The following is a 19,261-nucleotide window of genomic DNA, read 5'->3' on the forward strand; positions in this document are numbered from 1 at the left end:
CTATGAATACATTAAAAAAAGTGCTATTCTGGACGCTGGTGGTTTTTGCAATGATGCAGTTTATTTCTATTGATAAAGTGAATAAGCCTGTCAATACAGCGGTGAACTTCGTCGATGCGAAAAAGACTCCGGAGAAGATTAGAAGTCTGATAAAAGGAGCCTGTTACGATTGTCATTCTAATGAAACAGTATATCCCAAGTATGCTTATGTGGCACCCATTTCATGGTCTGTAAAAAGCCATGTTAATGAAGGCAGGGAACATCTTAATTTTTCTGTTTGGGGTACATATAACAAGGAACTGAAAGAAAGCATGCTGAGCAAGTCTATCCAGACGGTTCAAAGTAAAGTAATGCCTATGCCGGGCTATATAGTCTATCACAAAGAAGCGAATCTTACAGAAGCAGAAAGAACATTGCTAGTTCAGTATTTCGAAGAAATGCTGAAATCAAAATCTTATTGACGTCAAATAAAATAACTCCCGCAAATTGTATCATCTGCGGGAGAAAATTTCTTTATGATAACCTACGGGTTATTTTTCAAATATTCCTCAAAAAATCTCTGCTGAGATTCAAAAGCAATATCATTAAGATCCAGTGTGTTCAAAGGAATCCAGATTGCTTCTGATATTTCAGAAAGCTCAGGATTTGCCTCAAACTTTTCCTGAACATTATACTCATAAAAGAGATCAATCGTATTATAATCAATGTCTTTATATTGATAAATGTTGGGAAGACTGGTCAGATATTTTAAGTTTGAAATATCCACATCAAGCTGAAGCTCTTCAAAAAGTTCTCTTTTGCATGTTTCTTCTGCGCTTTCCTTTGGATCTACGAAACCTCCTGCCAGATCGAGTTTTCCCTTTTTAGGGTCACGGTTCCTTCGGGTAAGATAGATTTCATCACCACATCGGATAACAACAGCTACCGCACCGGCAACATTATTGTAGAGGGTGAAACCGCATTCGGGACAGCTCCATTTCTTTTCGCCGTCCCAGTGCAGGGTTTCTTTGCCACAGCTTGGGCAGTATTTCAATAATTTCATCTGTTAACAATAATTTTTTCAAAAGTCAGATGGAACCTCGTTTTATTGAGCAATATTAATATTTCTCGGGTGATAGGTCAAAATCACATCCCGAAGTTCTTCCGTCTTCAGATGGGTGTAGATCTCCGTAGTGGTAATACTGGAATGTCCTAGCATTTCCTGGATATAACGAAGGTCTGCTCCATTCTGTAAAAGGTGTGTTGCAAAAGAATGTCTGAAAGTATGGGGGGAGATTTTTTTGCTTACTCCTGCTTTATCAGTAAGTTCTTTAATGATCAGAAATACGATCACTCTGGACATAGATGTTCCGCGGCTGTTAAGAAACAGCGTATCCTCATATTTTTTGTTGATCTTGCTTTTCGAACGTACCTCTTTAATATATGTTTCCAAAAGTTCAGCAGTATAATCCGCCAAAGGAACGAAGCGTGTTTTGTTGCCTTTTCCGTTTACTTTAATGTACTGTTCTTTGAAATTGATGTTCGAGATTTTAAGGTCAATAAGTTCCGAGACACGTAAGCCGCATCCGTAAAGAACTTCAATGATACAATGATTTCTCTTTCCGAGGTCAGAACTGGCCTCAATGGCTGCAATAATCTTATTGATATCAGGCAGGCTTAAGGTATCAGGAAGATACAATCCTAGTTTTGGACCTTCAAGCAGTGAGGCAGGATTGTCTTCCCTGTACTCGTCTTCAAGCAGAAACTTGAAGAAAGCTTTTATGGAAGAAATCCATCTTGCTTGTGATCTTTCGCTGAACTTCTGTTTGGAAAGATTGAAGATATATTCCTGTAAGTTTTCGTAACCGATAGAGTCTGGACCGACATTTTCCAGATCCACTTCGGCATAATCTTTTAATTTTTTGATATCTCGAATATAGGCATCGAGAGTATTTTCTGAAAAATTTCTTTCGAAGCGAAGAAATATTTCAAAATCTTTGATTTTTTCATTCCAGGTCATTTGTGCTTATTTTTTTAGTTCACAGTCCGATATTTGTTCTATTTCAATATTATGGTTTCTCAAGAACGCTATCCCGTCGTCGTCTGAATACTCATTAATATACACAAGTCTTGTAATTCCAGCCTGCAGAATCAGTTTACTGCATTCTTTGCATGGCGACAGCGTTAAATATAACGTTGCACCTTTTGCAGACTGAGTGGAAGCAGCCAGCTTTAATATAGCGTTGGCTTCCGCATGAAGTACATACCAGTGTGTTTTTCCTTCTCCATCTTCACAGCAGTTTTCAAATCCCGAAGGAGTTCCGTTGTAACCATCTGAAATAATCATCCTATCTTTTACGATAAGAGCTCCTACCTGTTTTCTCTTACAGTAGGATAGTTTTGCCCACTCTTGGGCCATTTTTAGATAAGCTTTATCAAACTTATTCATACCGCAGCATTAGTTTTTTTCGAAATAATTTGGATTAAAATCTTAGAAGTTAGGCTTTCTTTTCTCTAAAAAAGCGTTAACTCCTTCTTTCTTGTCGTTCATTTCAAAAAGTTCCCCGAAATACTTGATTTCAGATTCAAAACCTTTATCCGTATCAGACAAGTTTACGGCTTGGATGGCCTTTGATATAGCCATTGGTGAGTTACCGGCTATAATACTCGCTAGTTCTTTTGTTTTGGTTAATAATTCTTCAATAGGGTATACTTCATTCACCAATCCGATTTCCTTGGCTTTTTGAGCGGGAATCATTTTAGCAGAGAAGATCATTTCGTTGGCGATACCTTTTCCTACCAGTTTAGGAAGTCTTTGAGTTCCTCCGTACCCCGGAATTAATCCCAGAGTGACTTCCGGAAGCCCCAGTCTTGCATTCTCTGATGCATATCTGATGTGGCACGCCATAGCCAGCTCTAAACCTCCTCCTAATGCGAAACCATTCACGGCTGCAATTACAGGTTTAGATGTATTCTCAATTTTGTTGAACAGGGTATTATGCCCGTTTCTGGCCAGTTCTTCGGCTTTTTCCTGTCCAAAATCACTGAATTCTTTTATATCGGCTCCCGCTACAAATGACTTTTCACCGCTTCCCGTAATAATGATTGCCCTACAGGACTGGTCAGCGTTAAGTTCATCCATTGCTGAGCTTATCTCTTGAATCGTTTTCGCGTTTAAAGCATTTAAGCTTTGAGGTCTGTTTATGGTGACAACAGCTAATCTGTCTTCTTTTTCTAATAATATATTTTCGTAACTCATTTTTCCACTATAAAATATTATTTTTTGCAAATTATGAATTTTTTACAAAAAAAAGGAAAAAATATTAGTTTTTTTTCCTTTTACTTGATGAATCCTTCAAAATGCTATTTCGAGTGATTCATCATATTTGCATCAATATTGATGTTAAGCTGAGATGCCACTTTCATGCCAAGCTCTATATTAGTCCTGAAAAAGTGACATAATTGACGGTTGATGATCTCATCTTTTTTCGGTCCGGTAATTCCCTTCATACTTCCTACGATGTTGCTGATTAAGTGTTCTCTATCTTCAGCCGTCATAGATTTTGTATACAATAATCCGGGTTGGGTATAATGATCATCATCATTTTCATTCCTGTTATAGTTGGCAACATGGGCACTGTCCAGCTCATATTCATAATTCTTATAGGATGGATCCGGTTTAATATCGTCAAAGCTGTTCGGGAAATAATTCGGTCGGTCCTGATATTGGCTGGAATCTGCCATAAAACCGTCTCTCTGATAGTTGTTAACTGCAAAAGGGCAACGGTTCACTTCCAGCTGGTGGGCATTTACTCCAACTCTGTATCTGTGTGCGTCAGGATAAGAGAATAGCCTTCCCTGGAGCATTTTGTCCGGAGAAAAGCTGATTCCGTTAATAAGACTGCTCGGGGAAAATACTGACTGTTCTACATGGGCAAAATAATTGACCGGAACTTCATTCAGTTCCATTTCACCCACTTCGATCATCGGGAAGTCGTCGTGAAACCATACTTTGGTCACATCAAAAGGATTCCATCTGAAGTCCTTAGCCTGCTCTTCAGTCATCACCTGGATATACATCGTCCATTTCGGGAAGTCTCCGTTTTCAATGGCGTTGCAAAGATCCTCCTGCGCAAAATCCGGGTTTTCTCCAGCCATCTTTACGGCTTCTGCATCGGTGAAGTTCTTTATTCCCTGTTTTGTTATAAAATGGAATTTCACCCAGACTCTTTCATTCTGAGCATTGATCATCGAAAAAGTATGAGATCCGAATCCGTGCATATGCCTATAGCCATAAGGTGTTCCCCTGTCTGACATTAAAATAAGAACCTGGTGAAGCGATTCCGGATTATGGCTCCAGAAATCCCACATCATCGTGGCACTCTTTAAATTGGTTTTCGGTACTCTTTTCTGGGTATGGATAAAATCCGGGAATTTTTTGGCATCCTTAATAAAGAATACCGGCGTATTATTTCCTACCAGATCCCAGTTTCCGTCTTCTGTATAAAATTTTAAAGCAAAACCCCTCGGGTCCCTTGCTGTATCTGCACTTCCTTTTTCCCCGCCTACGGTAGAAAACCGGGCAAACATTCTGCAGGAGTTCCCGACTTTTGAAAATAATTTGGCTTTTGTATACTGGCTGATATCATGTGTTACGGTAAATGTTCCGTAGGCTCCGCTTCCCTTAGCGTGCACAATTCTTTCAGGGATTCTTTCCCTTACAAAGTGTGCAAGGTTTTCCTGAAGAATGAAATCCTGCAGCAGGACGGGCCCTCTCGGGCCTACAGTTTGTGAGTCCTGATGTTCAAAATAAGGTGCGCCGTTGCTTAGCGTTAATTTTTTAGAATCCATATAGTTATGATTTGTATGGTTGATTTCCCTTGTAAGCTGTCTTATGCAGACGTATTAAATATCAAATTTACTTGAATTTTTGATTACAAATGGCAAAAACATTTTATCTTTGTAATAGATAATATTAATCAGATGAACATTCAGCAACTGGAGTATCTTATCGCTGTAGATAAGTACAAACATTTTGGTAAAGCAGCCCAGGCATGCTTTATTACGCAGCCTACATTAAGTGCGATGATACAAAAATTTGAGGATGAACTGGATGTGAAGGTATTCGACAGAACAACGCATCCTATCCGTACTACAGATGTAGGTCTCCAAATCATTGATCAGGCAAAGGTAATTATAGAATCTGTCAATGAGCTGAAAAATAAAGCCAATCTTTTGAATAATATTTTGGGAGGAACGATCAATTTAGGAATTATTCCTACCGTTTCTTCCTTCATTTTGCCAACAGAGATCTTTAAATTTTTGGAAGACAACCCGAAAATCCAGATGAATGTAAAAGAAATGACCACTGATAATATTGTCAAAGCCTTAAAAGCAGGTGAACTGGATGCCGGAATTATTTCCACGCCTTATGATTCTGCCGATGAATTTTATCAGGACTTCCTTTTCAATGAAGAATTGATGATTTACAGCTCCGATACGGAAGCGAATAAAAAGAACTCTTACATCATACCCGAAGAGCTGAATGTTGAAAAGGTATGGCTTTTAGAGGAAGGAAACTGTTTGAGAAATCAGTTTGAGAATATCTGTCATTTAAAAGAAAACACACTGAAACCTAAGAATCTGGATTTTTTAGCATCCAATATTCAGACTTTGGTCCATATGGTGGATAAGGTAGGAGGGATCAGTATTCTGCCGGAACTAGCATTGAGTCAGCTTTCAGAAGAGCAGAAAGAGAATGTTTTCAGGTTCAAAAAACCTTTTCCTTACAGAGAGATCAGTATTATTTATTATAAGCCGACTTTTAAGCAGAAAATAATTGATGAACTGTCATTATCTATCAAAAATTCTCTTGAACTTAAATTGAATTATCATGTAAATCCGAAGGAATTTGTGAGCATCAAGCCGCAATGAACTAAGAAGGGGCACAAAATGATATAAATCATTAATTTTAAGAAAATTATAATTAACAAGCAAAATCCTTTAGTATTAAGAAAATAGTACTTAAATTTGCGGACGTTTATAAACGAGGAAAAATTTGACCTGATTGCAACCTCTCTAAAAATATGCTAAAACAGTATTCTTTCTAGGCAATTTATTCTTATTTTTCTTCACATAATTTTTAATCTAAAAACAAAGAATAATATGTCTTATCTATTTACATCTGAATCAGTTTCAGAAGGACATCCGGATAAAATTGCCGATCAGATTTCCGATGCATTAATCGATCACTTTTTAGCATACGATAAAAGCTCTAAGGTAGCATGTGAAACCCTTGTAACGACAGGGCAGGTAGTGCTGGCAGGAGAAGTAAAGTCCGATGCATATCTTGATGTTCAGACTATTGCAAGAGATGTAATTAACGGAATTGGATACACTAAAGGAGAATATATGTTCAACGGAGATTCGTGTGGCGTGATTTCAGCAATTCACGAACAGTCTCCTGATATCAACCAGGGAGTTGACAGAGCCGTAAATGACGAATCTTTTGAAGCTAAAGCCAATGCACAAGGTGCTGGCGACCAGGGGATGATGTTCGGGTATGCAACCAATGAAACGGCGAATTACATGCCGCTTGCTCTTGACCTTGCCCACACTATTCTTAAAGAGCTTTCTGTATTGAGAAGAGAAGGAAATGAAATCGCTTACCTTCGTCCGGATGCAAAAAGCCAGGTAACTATTGAATATTCTGACGATCACAAGCCGGTAAGAATTGATTCTATTGTAGTTTCTACACAGCATGACGACTTCGGAACTGAAGAAGAAATGCTTAAAAAGATCCGTGAAGACATCAAAAGTATCCTGGTTCCAAGAGTTGTTGCTCAACAGACTGAAGAGATCAAGGCATTATTCAATGATCAGATCAAATATCATATCAATCCTACAGGGAAGTTTGTGATCGGAGGTCCTCACGGGGATACAGGTCTTACGGGAAGAAAGATCATTGTAGATACCTACGGTGGAAAAGGAGCTCACGGTGGTGGTGCTTTCTCTGGAAAAGACCCGTCAAAAGTAGACAGAAGTGCTGCTTATGCGACAAGGCACATTGCTAAAAACTTGGTGGCTGCAGGAGTAGCTGACGAGGTTCTGGTACAGGTTTCTTATGCAATCGGTGTTGCTGAGCCTTGCGGTTTGTATATCAACACTTACGGAACTTCAAAAGTAGATCTTCATGATGGTGATATTGCTAAGAAGGTGACTTCAATCTTTGATTTAAGACCTTACGCGATTGAGCAGAACTTAAAATTAAGAAACCCTATCTACCAGGAAACGGCTTCTTACGGGCACATGGGGAAAGAGCATTATATAGCTGACAAAACATTCAACAAAGGTCAGAAAAATGAAATTACCCTTACAGGTCTTGAGTTCTTTACCTGGGAAAAACTTGACAAAGTAGACGAAATTAAAGCCGCTTTCGGTATTTAATTCTTCTTCAGAAATAATAAACAGGCTGCTTTATCTTTAGGTAAGGCAGTTTTTTTTAATTTTACATCTTAAATAATTAATGATGATGAATTTTAAATCAGCAGTTACCGTACTTTTTATATTTTTTCTGAGCATAGTAACAAAGGCGCAGTATACCATGCATAAAATGGTTACCGTAGGATATACCTACCAGAACCAAAGTTTTGGCGAATTGGGAGGAAAGCTGCTCTTTCTGAAGAATGATGATGTGATATACCGGCTGGGCGCATCTGCTTTGATGGGATCCGCAGGTTCTAAATTTGCAATTATGCCGAAACTGCAGGCAGACGTACTTCTTAATTTTGAGAAAAATGTCGATTTCTATCACTCTTATTATCTTTTAATAGGAGCAGAAGGAACCAATAAATATATTGCACCGAAAATAGGAGTTACTCTTTTCGGGCTTTTAGACCTTACGGGAGGCTATGCTTTCCCGATTGGAGAGAGCCGTTTGAATGGAAAAGAGCTGAAAGGCTTAAATGTTAATTTAACATTAAATATTCCTACAGTCTTTATTCATGATATGTTTAAGTGATTTTTTTTAAATTTTCTCGTAAAAATTTAATAATAGCTTAACAGTTATTAAAAAATTATTATATTTACACCATATAATAATTGTACTGCCTATCGATTTTACTTTACTCTAAAAAACTGTTTTGTATTTACAGCTAGGGCCAGATAAAATATCTGGAGAATTGCTGGTCTGCAAATTTTTTATTATTGAGAAGAGTTATGAAATCAAAAACGGACAGCCTACTAATATCCCTTTATCAGAAAGGAGACGAAGAAGCCCTATCAGCCCTTATTCATCGTCATCAGAGAGAACTGTTTACATTCATTTTTTACAAAATTAATGATGAAGACTTAGCCAATGATGTTTTTCAGGATACATTCATGAAAATCATTCTGATGCTGAAAGAAGGCCGGTATAACGAAGAAGGCAAATTTATTCTTTGGGCAAAAAGAATCGCGCACAATCTTATCATTGATCATTTCAGGTTGAAAGCAAAAAACATTAAAGTTTCAGAAACCACTTTTGAAACAGATGAATATTCCATTTTCGATCTGATTCGGGAGCCTTCGGAAAATATTGAAGATCAGCTTGTAACGCTTCAGATTCAGGAAGATCTTTTGAGAATGCTTCAATTCCTGCCGCAGAATCAGCAGGAAGTCATTAAGCTGAGGTTTTTTGATGGATTAAGTTTCAAAGAAATTGCTGATCATACCAATATGAGTATCAATACCACATTGGGGAGAGTGCGCTATGCACTCATTAACCTGAGGAAAATCATGGACGAAAATAATATTGTATTGACACGGTAGAATAATAATTTCGAAAAATTCACGTTTAAAGGAAAACATACTTTTCGCCTATGAAAAAAAATGATTCCTTAAAAGTGAAAACTTTGAAACCTAAGAAACAAACAATTGATTTTTTATTGAGTTACTCAAAAAGTCTTGAATTGGTACAAACCAAAAGCAATAATTTCCCGATTTCCAAAAATTAAATTGAGTAATTTTGTGCTGTATGAAAATTCAGCACATTTTTTTTGACCTGGACAATACGCTCTGGGATCACCGTAAGAACGCTTACCTTACCATCAAGGATCTTTTTGAAAAACAGAAAATCACGTTACATTATACTATTGATTTTGAAGCCTTCCATTCTGTCTATCACGAAATTAATGAGAGTCTTTGGGAAAAGATCAGAGACGGTCTCATCGGTAAGGAATACCTTCGAAAGCACCGTTTCTATGATACTCTCAAACATTTCGGAGTGGACGATGAAGAGCTTTCGCAATATTTTGAAGAACATTTTCTGGATAAGATTCTTAACCATAACGAGCTTGTAGAAGGTGCAGAGTACATTTTGGAATATTTGAGATCCAAACACTATACACTGCATGTCATTTCCAACGGCTTTCAGGAAGTAACAGAAAGGAAATGCATCTTATCAGGAATAGATAAATACTTTAAAACCATTACCAGCGCCGATTCTGTAGGCGTGAGAAAGCCCAATCCTAAGATTTTTGAATATTCATTGGCGCTTGCAGAAGCCAGTAAGGAGGAAAGTATCCTGATTGGTGACGACTGGATCGCAGATGTTGTGGGTTCTCAGAATTATGGAATCGATGTAATCTTCTTTGATGTTTATAAAGAAAATAAGCAGGAAGAAGGACTGAAAGCTATTACACATCTTCTGCAAATTAAAGAATACTTATAAAAATATTCAGTTTGTTAGTAGCTATAAGAAACTGAATTTTTTTAAGATTTTAGATGATCTTCATGATCTATTTTTTTAATTCGTTCTATTTTTCTGTCTGATTAGTTTTTCCTAATTCTTTCCTAAATTGATTCTGACCTTTGCTTCATAATAAGAACAGAAAAAATGTAGCATTATGAAAAATTTCAGAAAAATCACAGGAGCATTTGTTTTAACTTTCTTACTGGCAGGAGGATTTATTTTTGCGCAGGACAAAACAATAAATGCGAATCAGTTACCTAAAACTGCTAAAAATTTCCTGGCTTCTCATTTTAAAGGGGTTGCTGTAGGATCAGCTATTGAGGACAGAGAAATTTATGGTGTTGATGAATACCAGGTGTATCTGGTTAACGGGATGAAAGTAGAATTTGACAGCAGCGGAAACTGGAAAGAAGTGGACGGAAAACATCAAAAGCTGCCTTATGCATTTATTCCGGCATCGATCAGGAACTACGCCGCTAAAAGTTTTCCCAATACTTACATTGTTAAGATAGAAAAAGAAAGATGGTCTTATAAGGCGGAACTTTCCAATGGGCTGGATCTTGAATTTGACAGGAAAGGAAATTTCAAAAGGATTGATGATTAATCCAATTGAAAAATATAGTTGAAGGAAGCTGGAAATTAAAGGATGAAAGTCTTTAGGTAGCAGTATGAATTTGTAAAAATGACAATCAGATATCAGCCACTTGACAACAACTTCTAGCTTCCTTCTTCTTTTCTATTTCATATATTTGATAAGCTAATACTGCAGAATGAAGATATTGATCGTAGAAGATGAACCGGAACTGAAAAACACTGTACAGGCTTTCCTGGAATCAGAGCATTTTATTGTAGAATTTGCCCTTACCTATAATGCAGGGTTGGAAAAGATCATTTCGTATGAGTATGACTGTATTCTTCTTGATATTATGCTGCCGGACGGAAACGGCATTGAGCTGCTGAAAGAAATTAAGAAGCTGCATAAAAAAGATCCTGTGATCATTCTATCGGCTAAAGATTCTGTTGAGGACAAGGTCAAAGGGTTGGAAATAGGCGCCGATGATTATCTGGCAAAACCTTTCCACCTTGTTGAGCTGATGGCGAGAATCCGGTCTGTGATCAGAAGAAAGAATCAGGATGGTGAAAATACGATTACCTATAAAAATATCAGCATTGATCCAGAAAGCAGAACCGTTAAAGTCGGGAATAAAGATATGATTCTTAACCGCAAGGAATATGACCTTCTGTATTACTTTGTCATCCATCCGGAAAAAACGCTGCAGAAAACAACTTTGGCTGAAGCAATTTGGGGAGATTATATTGATCAGGCAGACAGTCTGGACTTTATCTATTCACAAATTAAAAATCTCCGTAAAAAATTAAAAAACCTCAATGCAGAAGCTGATTTCCAAGCTGTTTACGGAATAGGTTATAAATTTGTCTGAATGAAAGTTTCGTTAAAATACTACACTATCAAATATATGATCGGCATTCTGCTGCTTATCATTGCGGTCTGGGCCGCACTATTCTATGCCTACATCCTGGATGAAGTGTATGATAATGTTGATGATGGACTGAAAGACAGGAAGATACAGATTATTAAAGCAGTATATCACGATCCTAAACTGTTGAACAGTAAGGATTTCGGATTTAATGAATTTAAGATCAAACCGATTTCAGAATCTGAGTATAAAGATAAAAACCGGCTTTATAACAAGATGTTTTATATGGAGTATGACGATAAGGACCAACCTTACCGTGTACTTGAAACGGATTTTATAGATCAGTTCGGAAAGCGCCAGAGACTTGAAATACGCACTTCTACTGTGGAGCAGGATGAATTGGTGTATGACCTTACTACAGCTTTAATTGTGCTGTATATTTTACTTGTAATAAGTATTGTTGCCGTCAATGGTTATATGCTGAATAAAGCGATGCGTCCTTTTTACACCATCTTGGAAAGGCTGAAAAAATACCAGTTCGGAGCTTCTTCACCACAGGAAACTCAGAATTATTCCATCAAAGAATTTGAAGAGCTTAATGTAGAAATAGAGGAAATGATTGAACGGAATGAACTTGTCTTTCATCAGCAGAAGCAGTTTATTGAAAATGCATCCCATGAACTTCAGACTCCACTGGCTATTGTGACTAATAAAATCGATCTGGCGATCCAGAATGGTGATCTTAATAAGGAAAATATGAACTTCCTTACCGAAGTAAAAGGTGATCTTAGAAGAATGGCAGGACTGAATAAATCCCTGCTGGTGCTTTCAAAAATAGAGAATAGCCAGTTCAACAAGATATCAAAAGTTAATTTTAATGAAATGATTGCAGAGCTGATCAAAAGCTATGAGGATTTTATCGAATTTAAAAAAGTTGAAGTCAGTATTATTGAAAAAGGATTCTTTGGAAGTGATTTTAATCCTGATCTGGCGGATATCCTGCTTTCTAATCTGCTTAAAAATGCGGTTAAGTATAATAACCAGGAGGGAATTGTCAGTATCATTATAGAAGATAACAGGCTTATCTTCCAGAATAGTGGAAACGGCACTCCGCTTGATAAGACCCAGATCTTCAACCGTTTTTACAAGCAGGGTTCAGATCAAAGTTCTACCGGCTTGGGTCTGTCTATCATCAGGACTATAACAAAACAATATCCCGGATGGGATATTGTCTATGAGTTTGAAGATGGATTGCATTGTTTTATTCTTTCTAAAAACAATGCTTTGGTATTTTAATGCTTAAATTCCTAAGCTTGCCCTTACTCTTTTAATGGTTTCGGTAGCAACAACTCTTGTTTTCGCTGCACCTTCCTGAAGTTTAGCTTCTAGCTCATCCAGGTTGTTCATATAGTAAGCAAACATTTCTCTTTCCTTTGCAAAACGTGTTAAGATCAGATTCAACAGCTCTAATTTAGCATGCCCGTAACCGAAATTTCCGGCTAAGTACTTAGCTCTTAATTCTTCCGTCTGTTCAGGTGTTGCGATCAGTTCATAAATGGCAAAAACTTTATCTGTTTCAGGATCTTTTGGCTCTTCAAGAGCTTTAGAATCGGTTTCTATACTCATTACTTGCTTTTTCAGATCTTTTTCAGGTAAGAAAATATTAATAATATTTCCCATGGATTTAGACATTTTACGGCCATCTGTTCCGGGAACATATTTTGTGTCTTCCTGAAGTTCAGCTTGAGGTAAAACCAAAACTTCACCCATCTGATTGTTGAACCTTGATGCTACATCACGGGCAATTTCAAGATGCTGAAGCTGATCCTTTCCTACAGGAACGACCTCTGCATCATACAGTAAAATATCCGCAGCCATCAGAATAGGATAGGTGAACAGCCCGGCGTTAACGTCCTGGAGCCTGTCTGCTTTATCCTTAAATGAGTGGGCAAGCGTTAATCTCTGGTAAGGAAAAAAACATGATAAATGCCAAGAAAGTTCACAGGTTTCAGGGATATCGCTCTGTCTGTAAAAATATGTTTTTTCTGTATCCAGCCCACAAGCAAGCCAAGCCGCAGCGATCTCGTAGGTATTCTGTTTTAAAATCTGCGCATCTTTGATCTGGGTAAGAGAATGAAGATTTGCAATGAATAAAAATGATTCATTTCCCTGCTGCTTGGAAAGTTCAATAGCAGGAATGATAGCCCCAAGAAGATTTCCAAGATGGGGGGTTCCGGTGGCTTGAATGCCGGTAAGAATTCTTGACATTTGTTTAAATTGTTTATAAAATTAATGAATTGCAAATTTAATTAATTCTACCGCAGATCACATAAAAAATTCACAGCGGTTGCAGACTGTTTTTTTGAATGATAGCAGGAAACCTGCCCAGCCAGCAAGATAAAATTAAGGAATCAGAATCTTTTCTCCTCCGAATTTCGGCTGAACTCCGAAAAGAAGGTCCCAGTACACTTTTGTTTTTGCCAGATATTCTCTCAGATTTGTTTTTAATCCGGCGTATTTATTTACATCATTGGCATTATACCCGAAAGCTTCCATTCCATTCTTTCTTGCCAGAAAAACAGCCCTTTCATTGTGGAATTTCTGTGAAATGATCACCAGCTTATTCTGTCCGAAAATTTCCTTAGCCCTTACTACAGAGTCCAGGGTTCTAAACCCGGCATGATCCATCACAATCCTGTCCTTTGGAATGCCGTATTTCATTAAAGTAAGCTGCATATCTTCCGGTTCATTGTAATCTTTGGAGCTGTTGTCACCACTTACAATAATGTACTTGATCTTTCCGCTTTTATACAGATCTATGGCGGCCTGTATCCTGTTGTAGAAATAAGCGTTGGGCATGCCGTTGTTCAGATTCTTCCCGGTTCCAAGCAGTAAGGCCACTTTGGTTTCAGGAACATCAGAGATATTGTAGGAAACAAAAGCGCTGCTTTCTTTTCTGATACTGTAGTTGGCCCAGGCTATAAAAATAATTCCCGCTACAACAAGCAGCAGGAAAATTTTAAAAATATTTTTAATTACTTTTTTCATTCGGAATACTGTTTCTTTAAAACTCAAGTCCGTTAGGAAAAGCTTTTTTTCTGAATATTAATAGCAGGGCGGCTCCTACCGTAATGGCAGAATCTGCCACATTGAAAATATACTTGAAGAATTCAATATGTTTACCACCAATCAAAGGGATATTATCAGGAACATACCAGTCTACCAAAGGAAAGTGAAGCATATCTACTACACAGCCTTTCATAAAAGCAGAATAGCCCTGTCCGAAAGGAACAAACTTCGAAACTCCTCCATATCCTATCCAGCGGTCGATGCTTGGGTCGTAAACCGTTCCGCTGTCGAAGATGAGCCCATAAAACATTCCGTCAATAATATTTCCGATAGCGCCGGCAAAAATAATAGCCATTGGAATCAGAAGATAGTTGGAAGCTCCCTGTTTCAGCCATTTCTTGAACATATAAACCATTCCTCCGATTAGGAAAAGCCTAAGGATCACCAGAAAATATTTTCCGATAATACCTCCGAAATGAAGCCCGTAAGCCATCCCAGGATTCTCTACGAAAGTCAGTTTAAAGCCTGGAAGAACGGTGACACTGTCATCCAGATTGAAATGCGTTTTGATGTAAATTTTTGAAGCCTGATCAATTAACAATACTAAAAATGTTATAGCTAAGATCTTTTTCATTACTGTCCTTTTGGTTTAGAAGGTTTCTCAGAATTTTTCTTGTCAAAAATTTTCTTGGCTACCTTTTCTGTATGGAACGTATTTTTGGTCTGAGCACGTTCGTATCTGATGTTCATATCTTTTAAAACACTTTTCAGTGCACTCAGCTCCATAGGATTTTTAGGATGTACTATGATAGATTCCATTTTCTTTTCTTTTTCTTTTTTAAATGTTACATTTTGGACAGCTCATCGAGTCTTTTACGGTCTTTTGCAGACAGGTCGCTAAGACCGTTTTTGCCCATCTTACTCAAAATTCTGTCGATTTCTTTTTCCCTCTCGCGTTTATCTGAATTAAACTGATCATCGATGGTGTAGTTCTTGTGCCGGTCAGGAAAGAACTTGTTTTTAATCCATTCTCTATTGAAAAACAGTAAAACTGCAGCAACAATAATTGCTAAAATTAATACTTCGCTCATGGGTATACATTAAAAATTAGGTTTATAAAGTATCCGTGAATACGATATAAACCCAATAGTATTTTACAAACCTTAACGGTTTATTTCTGCATATTTTTCGCTTCAATGCTCAGCGTAGCATGAGGAACGGCCAAAAGTCTTTCCTTAGGAATCAGTTTTCCTGTTACTCTGCATACACCGTAGGTTTTATTTTCTATTCGGATCAAAGCATTTTTAAGATCGCGCACGAATTTCTCCTGGCGCCCCGCCAATATAGAGTTTTGCTCCTTGCTCAGTGTTTCTGCTCCTTCTTCAAAAGCTTTGAATGTAGGAGAAGTATCGTCTGTACCATTATTCTGGTCGTTGATGAAGCTTTCTCTGATCAGCTGAAGATCTCTTTCTGCTTTTTCTATTTTTTCTTTTATGATAGCCTTAAATTCCTGTAAATCAGCATCGCTGTATCTTACTCTTTCGTCTGACATATTCTTTTCTCTTTTTTAATAAAATTATGAAATGGAATTTGAAATACAATAATTATATGTTAATTTTTTTCGACATTTATCTTAAAATTAACCTCATCTATTTCGATTTCGTTAAAATTTGAAAGTGAAGATACAATTTCTATTTTATTTGACAAGACCTCAGATGAAATATATTCCTCATTTTTCTTAATATCTTCAATGAAAGGTGAGTTTTCTTCAATGGAGATTTTAATTCTGTCCGTCAGTTCAAAGTCCTTCTCTTTTCGCAGGTTCTGAACTCTGTTGATGAATTCTCTTGCGATACCTTCAGATTTTAATTCTTCTGTTAACGTCAAATCTAATGCCACAGTTGTTTTTCCGTCGGAAGTAACTGTCCACCCCGGAATATCTTTGGTAGAGATTTCCACATCATCAAGGGTGATTTCATACCCCTGGATGTCTATTTTTCCTTCTTTTTCAAGGCTGGCGATCTGCTCCGTGTTAAGATTGGCAATCTCTCCGCCTACCGTTTTCATGTCTTTTCCTAACTTAGGACCCAACGCTTTGAAATTTGGCTTGATCTGTTTTACAATTAAATGTGATGCTTCTTCTGCATTGATCAGCTGTAATTCTTTAACGTTTACTTCCTGTTTAATCAGGTCTGCAACCGCTAAGATCTGCTCTTCCGTTTTAGCATCCAGAACCGGAACCAATACTTTCTGTAAAGGCTGGCGGACTTTTACATTTTCCTTCTTTCTCAGAGAGAAAACCATACTTGTGATATTCTGTGCCAAATGCGTTTTTTCTACCAGATCCTGATCGATCAGACTTTCGTTAGCTACAGGGAAATCCGTTAAGTGTACAGATTCACAGTTTTCTTTCCCTGTTACTTTATTTAAATCCTGATACAGTTGGTCCATAAAGAACGGAGCAATAGGTGCGGATAATTTCGCCACCGTTTCAAGACATGTATATAAAGTCTGGTAAGCAGAGATTTTATCATCACTATAATCTCCTTTCCAGAAACGTCTTCTGCACAGTCTTACGTACCAGTTGCTCAGGTTGTCATTTACAAATGTGCTGATCGCTCTCGCTACTCTTGTAGGCTCGTAATCTTCGTAGAATGCTTTCACTTCTTTGATTAAAAGATTCAGCTCGGAAAGGATCCATCTGTCGATTTCTGGACGGTTTTCCACTTCTTTTTCCGTATAATTAAATCCATCCACATTGGCATACAATGCAAAGAATGAGTATGTATTATAAAGGGTCCCGAAGAACTTTCTTCTTACTTCATCAATTCCTTCAATGTCAAACTTCAGATTTTCCCAAGGATTCGCATTCGAGATCATATACCATCTCGTGGCATCCGGACCGTATACGGAAAGTGTTTCAAAAGGATCTACAGCATTTCCTAAGCGTTTTGACATTTTCTGGCCGTTTTTATCCAGAACAAGCCCGTTGCTCATTACATTTTTATAAGCAACAGAATCAAAAACAGCAGTACCGATGGCATGAAGCGTATAGAACCATCCACGCGTCTGATCTACACCTTCTGCGATGAAATCAGCAGGGAATGCTTTATTGTTATCGATCATTTCTTTGTTCTCAAAAGGATAATGCAGCTGTGCATAAGGCATAGATCCTGAATCGAACCAAACATCGATAAGATCGCTCTCACGGTTCATTGCCTTTCCTGAATCTGAAACCAGAACTACTTTGTCCACTACATTTTTATGAAGGTCAACCAGTTCATAATTCTGCTCAGACATATTTCCGATGATAAAGCCCTGAAACGGATTTTCTTTCATCAATCCTGCAGCAACAGACTTTTCAATTTCATTGTATAATTCCTCCACAGATCCGATGATCTTTTCTTCTTTAAGATCTTCCGTTCTCCAGATTGGCAACGGAATACCCCAGTATCTTGAACGGGATAAATTCCAGTCGTTTACATTTTCAAGCCAGTTGGCAAAACGTCCTTCTCCGGTAGCTTTCGGTTTCCAGTTGATTTCCTTGTTTAAATTAACCAGTCTGTCTTTTACAGCCGTCATTTTCACAAACCATGAATCAAGCGGATAATACAATACCGGTTTGTCAGTTCTCCAGCAGTGTGGGTAACTGTGAACATATTTCTCTACTTTAAAAGCTTTGTTTTCCGTTTTCAGAACGATTGCCAGTTCTACGTCCCAGGATTTCTCAGGAGCAGTTCCGTCGTCATAATATTCGTTCTTGATATATTTTCCTGAAAATACGTCAGGTACATTTTCTCCTTTGATGAATTTACCCTGTAAGTCTACAAGAGGAACCAGGTTGTCATTTTCGTCTTTCACCAACATGGGTGGAATTCCGTTTTCTTTTCCAACTCTCGCATCATCGGCACCAAAAGTAGGCGCAATATGAACGATACCGGTACCGTCCTCAGTAGTTACGAAATCTCCGATGATCACTCTGAACGCTTTTTCAGGTGAATCATTGGGTGTAAACCAAGGAATTAGCTGCTCGTATTGAGTTCCGGCCAATTTTTCTCCGGTGAATTCTTTTACGACTTTGAAAGGAATCACTTTGCTTTCTGCAGTATAGCCGGCAAAATCCTCCTCTGTTCCTTCTGCATATTTCTTACCGAATACTTTAGGTAAAAGAACTCTTGATAAAACAATCGTTATCGGCTCAAATGTATATTGGTTGAATGTTTTAACCAAAACATACTCAATATCTCTCCCTACTGCAAGAGCGGTATTGGAAGGCAGCGTCCATGGAGTAGTCGTCCATGCTAAAACATGTACGTCACCTTCTATATCATTGAACAGTTCAGATGTTTCTTTTTTTGCTTTAAACTGAGCCACAACTGTAGTATCCGATACATCGCGATACGTTCCCGGCTGATTCAGTTCGTGGGAAGAAAGTCCTGTTCCTGCTTTCGGAGAATAAGGCTGGATCGTGTAGCCTTTGTACAATAATTCTTTATCATATAACTGCTTCAGTAACCACCAAACAGTCTCCATATATTTCGACTTATAGGTGATATAAGGATCCTCAAGGTCTACCCAGTATCCGATCTTTTCCGTAAGGTTGTTCCATACGTCTGTATACCGCATTACTGCTTCACGGCAGGCTTTGTTATAATCTTCAATAGAGATTTTTTTGCCAATATCTTCTTTCGTAATTCCTAATTCCTTTTCTACGCCCAGCTCCACAGGAAGTCCATGTGTATCCCAGCCCGCTTTACGGAAAACCTGCTTTCCGTTCTGAGTCTGGAAACGACAAAAAATATCCTTTAATGCTCTGGCCATAACGTGGTGAATTCCGGGCATACCGTTTGCTGAAGGCGGACCTTCATAAAAAACAAACTCGGCATTACCCTCGCGAATCTCAACACTTTTACTGAACGTTTTATTCTGTTTCCAAAATTCCGCTACATTCTCGGCTACGTCAATAAGGTTGAGGTTTTTGTATTCTTTAAATTGGCTCATTGTAAATATCTCAATATCGTTGATTAATTAAGTCTGCAAATTT

The 19,261-nt window shown here is 37.8% G+C and carries 21 protein-coding genes; 9 read left to right on the top strand and 12 right to left on the bottom strand.

Annotated elements, in window-relative coordinates; translation table 11 throughout:
- Positions 1–2 precede the first annotated feature (2 nt).
- Positions 3–461 carry a heme-binding domain-containing protein gene (locus tag J2T03_RS14835; protein WP_307212215.1) on the top strand — a complete coding sequence of 153 codons (459 nt, stop codon included), beginning with the start codon at positions 3–5 and terminating at the stop codon, positions 459–461.
- Between the two features lie 62 nt (positions 462–523).
- On the opposite strand, the gene J2T03_RS14840 is transcribed toward J2T03_RS14835, so the two are convergent.
- The 5 genes from J2T03_RS14840 to J2T03_RS14860 all read right to left on the bottom strand — a co-directional run bounded on the left by J2T03_RS14840 (position 524) and on the right by J2T03_RS14860 (position 4,830).
- Positions 524–1,042, bottom strand: a complete 519-nt coding sequence (locus J2T03_RS14840; protein WP_306841614.1) for an NUDIX hydrolase — start codon at positions 1,040–1,042, stop codon at positions 524–526.
- A 42-nt stretch (positions 1,043–1,084) separates the two neighbouring features.
- Positions 1,085–1,999, bottom strand: coding sequence for a site-specific tyrosine recombinase XerD (gene xerD / locus J2T03_RS14845; RefSeq protein ID WP_306841615.1), 915 nt, complete (start codon positions 1,997–1,999; stop codon positions 1,085–1,087).
- Between the two features lie 6 nt (positions 2,000–2,005).
- Positions 2,006–2,428, bottom strand: a complete 423-nt coding sequence (locus J2T03_RS14850; protein WP_111958590.1) for a deoxycytidylate deaminase — start codon at positions 2,426–2,428, stop codon at positions 2,006–2,008.
- A 42-nt stretch (positions 2,429–2,470) separates the two neighbouring features.
- Positions 2,471–3,238, bottom strand: a complete 768-nt coding sequence (locus J2T03_RS14855) for an enoyl-CoA hydratase-related protein (RefSeq protein WP_307212217.1) — start codon at positions 3,236–3,238, stop codon at positions 2,471–2,473.
- Between the two features lie 104 nt (positions 3,239–3,342).
- Positions 3,343–4,830: a catalase gene (locus J2T03_RS14860; protein ID WP_307212219.1), complete on the bottom strand. Its 1,488-nt coding sequence runs from the start codon at positions 4,828–4,830 to the stop codon at positions 3,343–3,345.
- A gap of 132 nt (positions 4,831–4,962) precedes the next feature.
- Here J2T03_RS14860 and J2T03_RS14865 point away from each other — a divergent pair, with 132 nt between their 5' ends.
- The 8 genes from J2T03_RS14865 (at position 4,963) to J2T03_RS14900 (ending at position 12,444) form a co-directional block, all read left to right on the top strand.
- A complete protein-coding gene (locus J2T03_RS14865; protein WP_306841618.1) occupies positions 4,963–5,913 on the top strand; it encodes a LysR substrate-binding domain-containing protein in 951 nt (316 codons plus the stop codon).
- A gap of 231 nt (positions 5,914–6,144) precedes the next feature.
- Entirely contained in the window at positions 6,145–7,425 is a 1,281-nt protein-coding gene (metK, locus tag J2T03_RS14870) for a methionine adenosyltransferase (RefSeq protein ID WP_306841619.1), read from the top strand.
- A gap of 82 nt (positions 7,426–7,507) precedes the next feature.
- Positions 7,508–7,999, top strand: a complete 492-nt coding sequence (locus J2T03_RS14875; RefSeq protein ID WP_307212221.1) for a hypothetical protein — start codon at positions 7,508–7,510, stop codon at positions 7,997–7,999.
- A 197-nt stretch (positions 8,000–8,196) separates the two neighbouring features.
- A complete protein-coding gene (locus J2T03_RS14880) occupies positions 8,197–8,787 on the top strand; it encodes an RNA polymerase sigma factor (RefSeq protein ID WP_306841621.1) in 591 nt (196 codons plus the stop codon).
- 205 nt (positions 8,788–8,992) lie between these two features.
- Entirely contained in the window at positions 8,993–9,688 is a 696-nt protein-coding gene (locus tag J2T03_RS14885; RefSeq protein ID WP_307212225.1) for a YjjG family noncanonical pyrimidine nucleotidase, read from the top strand.
- 175 nt (positions 9,689–9,863) lie between these two features.
- A complete protein-coding gene (locus J2T03_RS14890) occupies positions 9,864–10,313 on the top strand; it encodes a PepSY-like domain-containing protein (protein WP_307212227.1) in 450 nt (149 codons plus the stop codon).
- Between the two features lie 166 nt (positions 10,314–10,479).
- Positions 10,480–11,151: a response regulator transcription factor gene (locus J2T03_RS14895; protein ID WP_307212228.1), complete on the top strand. Its 672-nt coding sequence runs from the start codon at positions 10,480–10,482 to the stop codon at positions 11,149–11,151.
- Positions 11,152–12,444: a sensor histidine kinase gene (locus J2T03_RS14900; RefSeq protein ID WP_307212230.1), complete on the top strand. Its 1,293-nt coding sequence runs from the start codon at positions 11,152–11,154 to the stop codon at positions 12,442–12,444. It begins immediately after the preceding gene.
- Between the two features lie 3 nt (positions 12,445–12,447).
- Here J2T03_RS14900 and trpS read toward each other — a convergent pair whose 3' ends face one another.
- The 7 genes from trpS to ileS all read right to left on the bottom strand — a co-directional run bounded on the left by trpS (position 12,448) and on the right by ileS (position 19,218).
- Positions 12,448–13,416 (bottom strand): tryptophan--tRNA ligase, encoded by a 969-nt coding sequence (trpS, locus tag J2T03_RS14905; RefSeq protein ID WP_307212233.1) that lies wholly within the window; start codon positions 13,414–13,416, stop codon positions 12,448–12,450.
- A 135-nt stretch (positions 13,417–13,551) separates the two neighbouring features.
- A complete protein-coding gene (locus J2T03_RS14910) occupies positions 13,552–14,196 on the bottom strand; it encodes a SanA/YdcF family protein (protein WP_307212235.1) in 645 nt (214 codons plus the stop codon).
- 16 nt (positions 14,197–14,212) lie between these two features.
- Entirely contained in the window at positions 14,213–14,851 is a 639-nt protein-coding gene (locus tag J2T03_RS14915; RefSeq protein ID WP_306841628.1) for a lipoprotein signal peptidase, read from the bottom strand.
- Positions 14,851–15,036 (bottom strand): DUF2683 family protein, encoded by a 186-nt coding sequence (locus J2T03_RS14920; protein WP_111958618.1) that lies wholly within the window; start codon positions 15,034–15,036, stop codon positions 14,851–14,853. Before J2T03_RS14920 ends, J2T03_RS14915 begins: the two co-directional genes overlap by 1 nt.
- Before the next feature lie 26 nt (positions 15,037–15,062).
- Positions 15,063–15,308: a DUF6576 domain-containing protein gene (locus J2T03_RS14925; RefSeq protein ID WP_307212238.1), complete on the bottom strand. Its 246-nt coding sequence runs from the start codon at positions 15,306–15,308 to the stop codon at positions 15,063–15,065.
- A gap of 80 nt (positions 15,309–15,388) precedes the next feature.
- On the bottom strand, positions 15,389–15,769 hold the full coding sequence (locus J2T03_RS14930; protein WP_034726982.1) for a TraR/DksA family transcriptional regulator: 381 nt from the start codon (positions 15,767–15,769) through the stop codon (positions 15,389–15,391).
- A gap of 59 nt (positions 15,770–15,828) precedes the next feature.
- Positions 15,829–19,218, bottom strand: a complete 3,390-nt coding sequence (gene ileS / locus J2T03_RS14935) for an isoleucine--tRNA ligase (RefSeq protein WP_307212240.1) — start codon at positions 19,216–19,218, stop codon at positions 15,829–15,831.
- Between the last annotated feature and the right edge of the window lie 43 nt (positions 19,219–19,261).

This window comes from Chryseobacterium lathyri, assembly GCF_030812195.1.
Lineage (GTDB): Bacteria > Bacteroidota > Bacteroidia > Flavobacteriales > Weeksellaceae > Chryseobacterium > Chryseobacterium lathyri_A.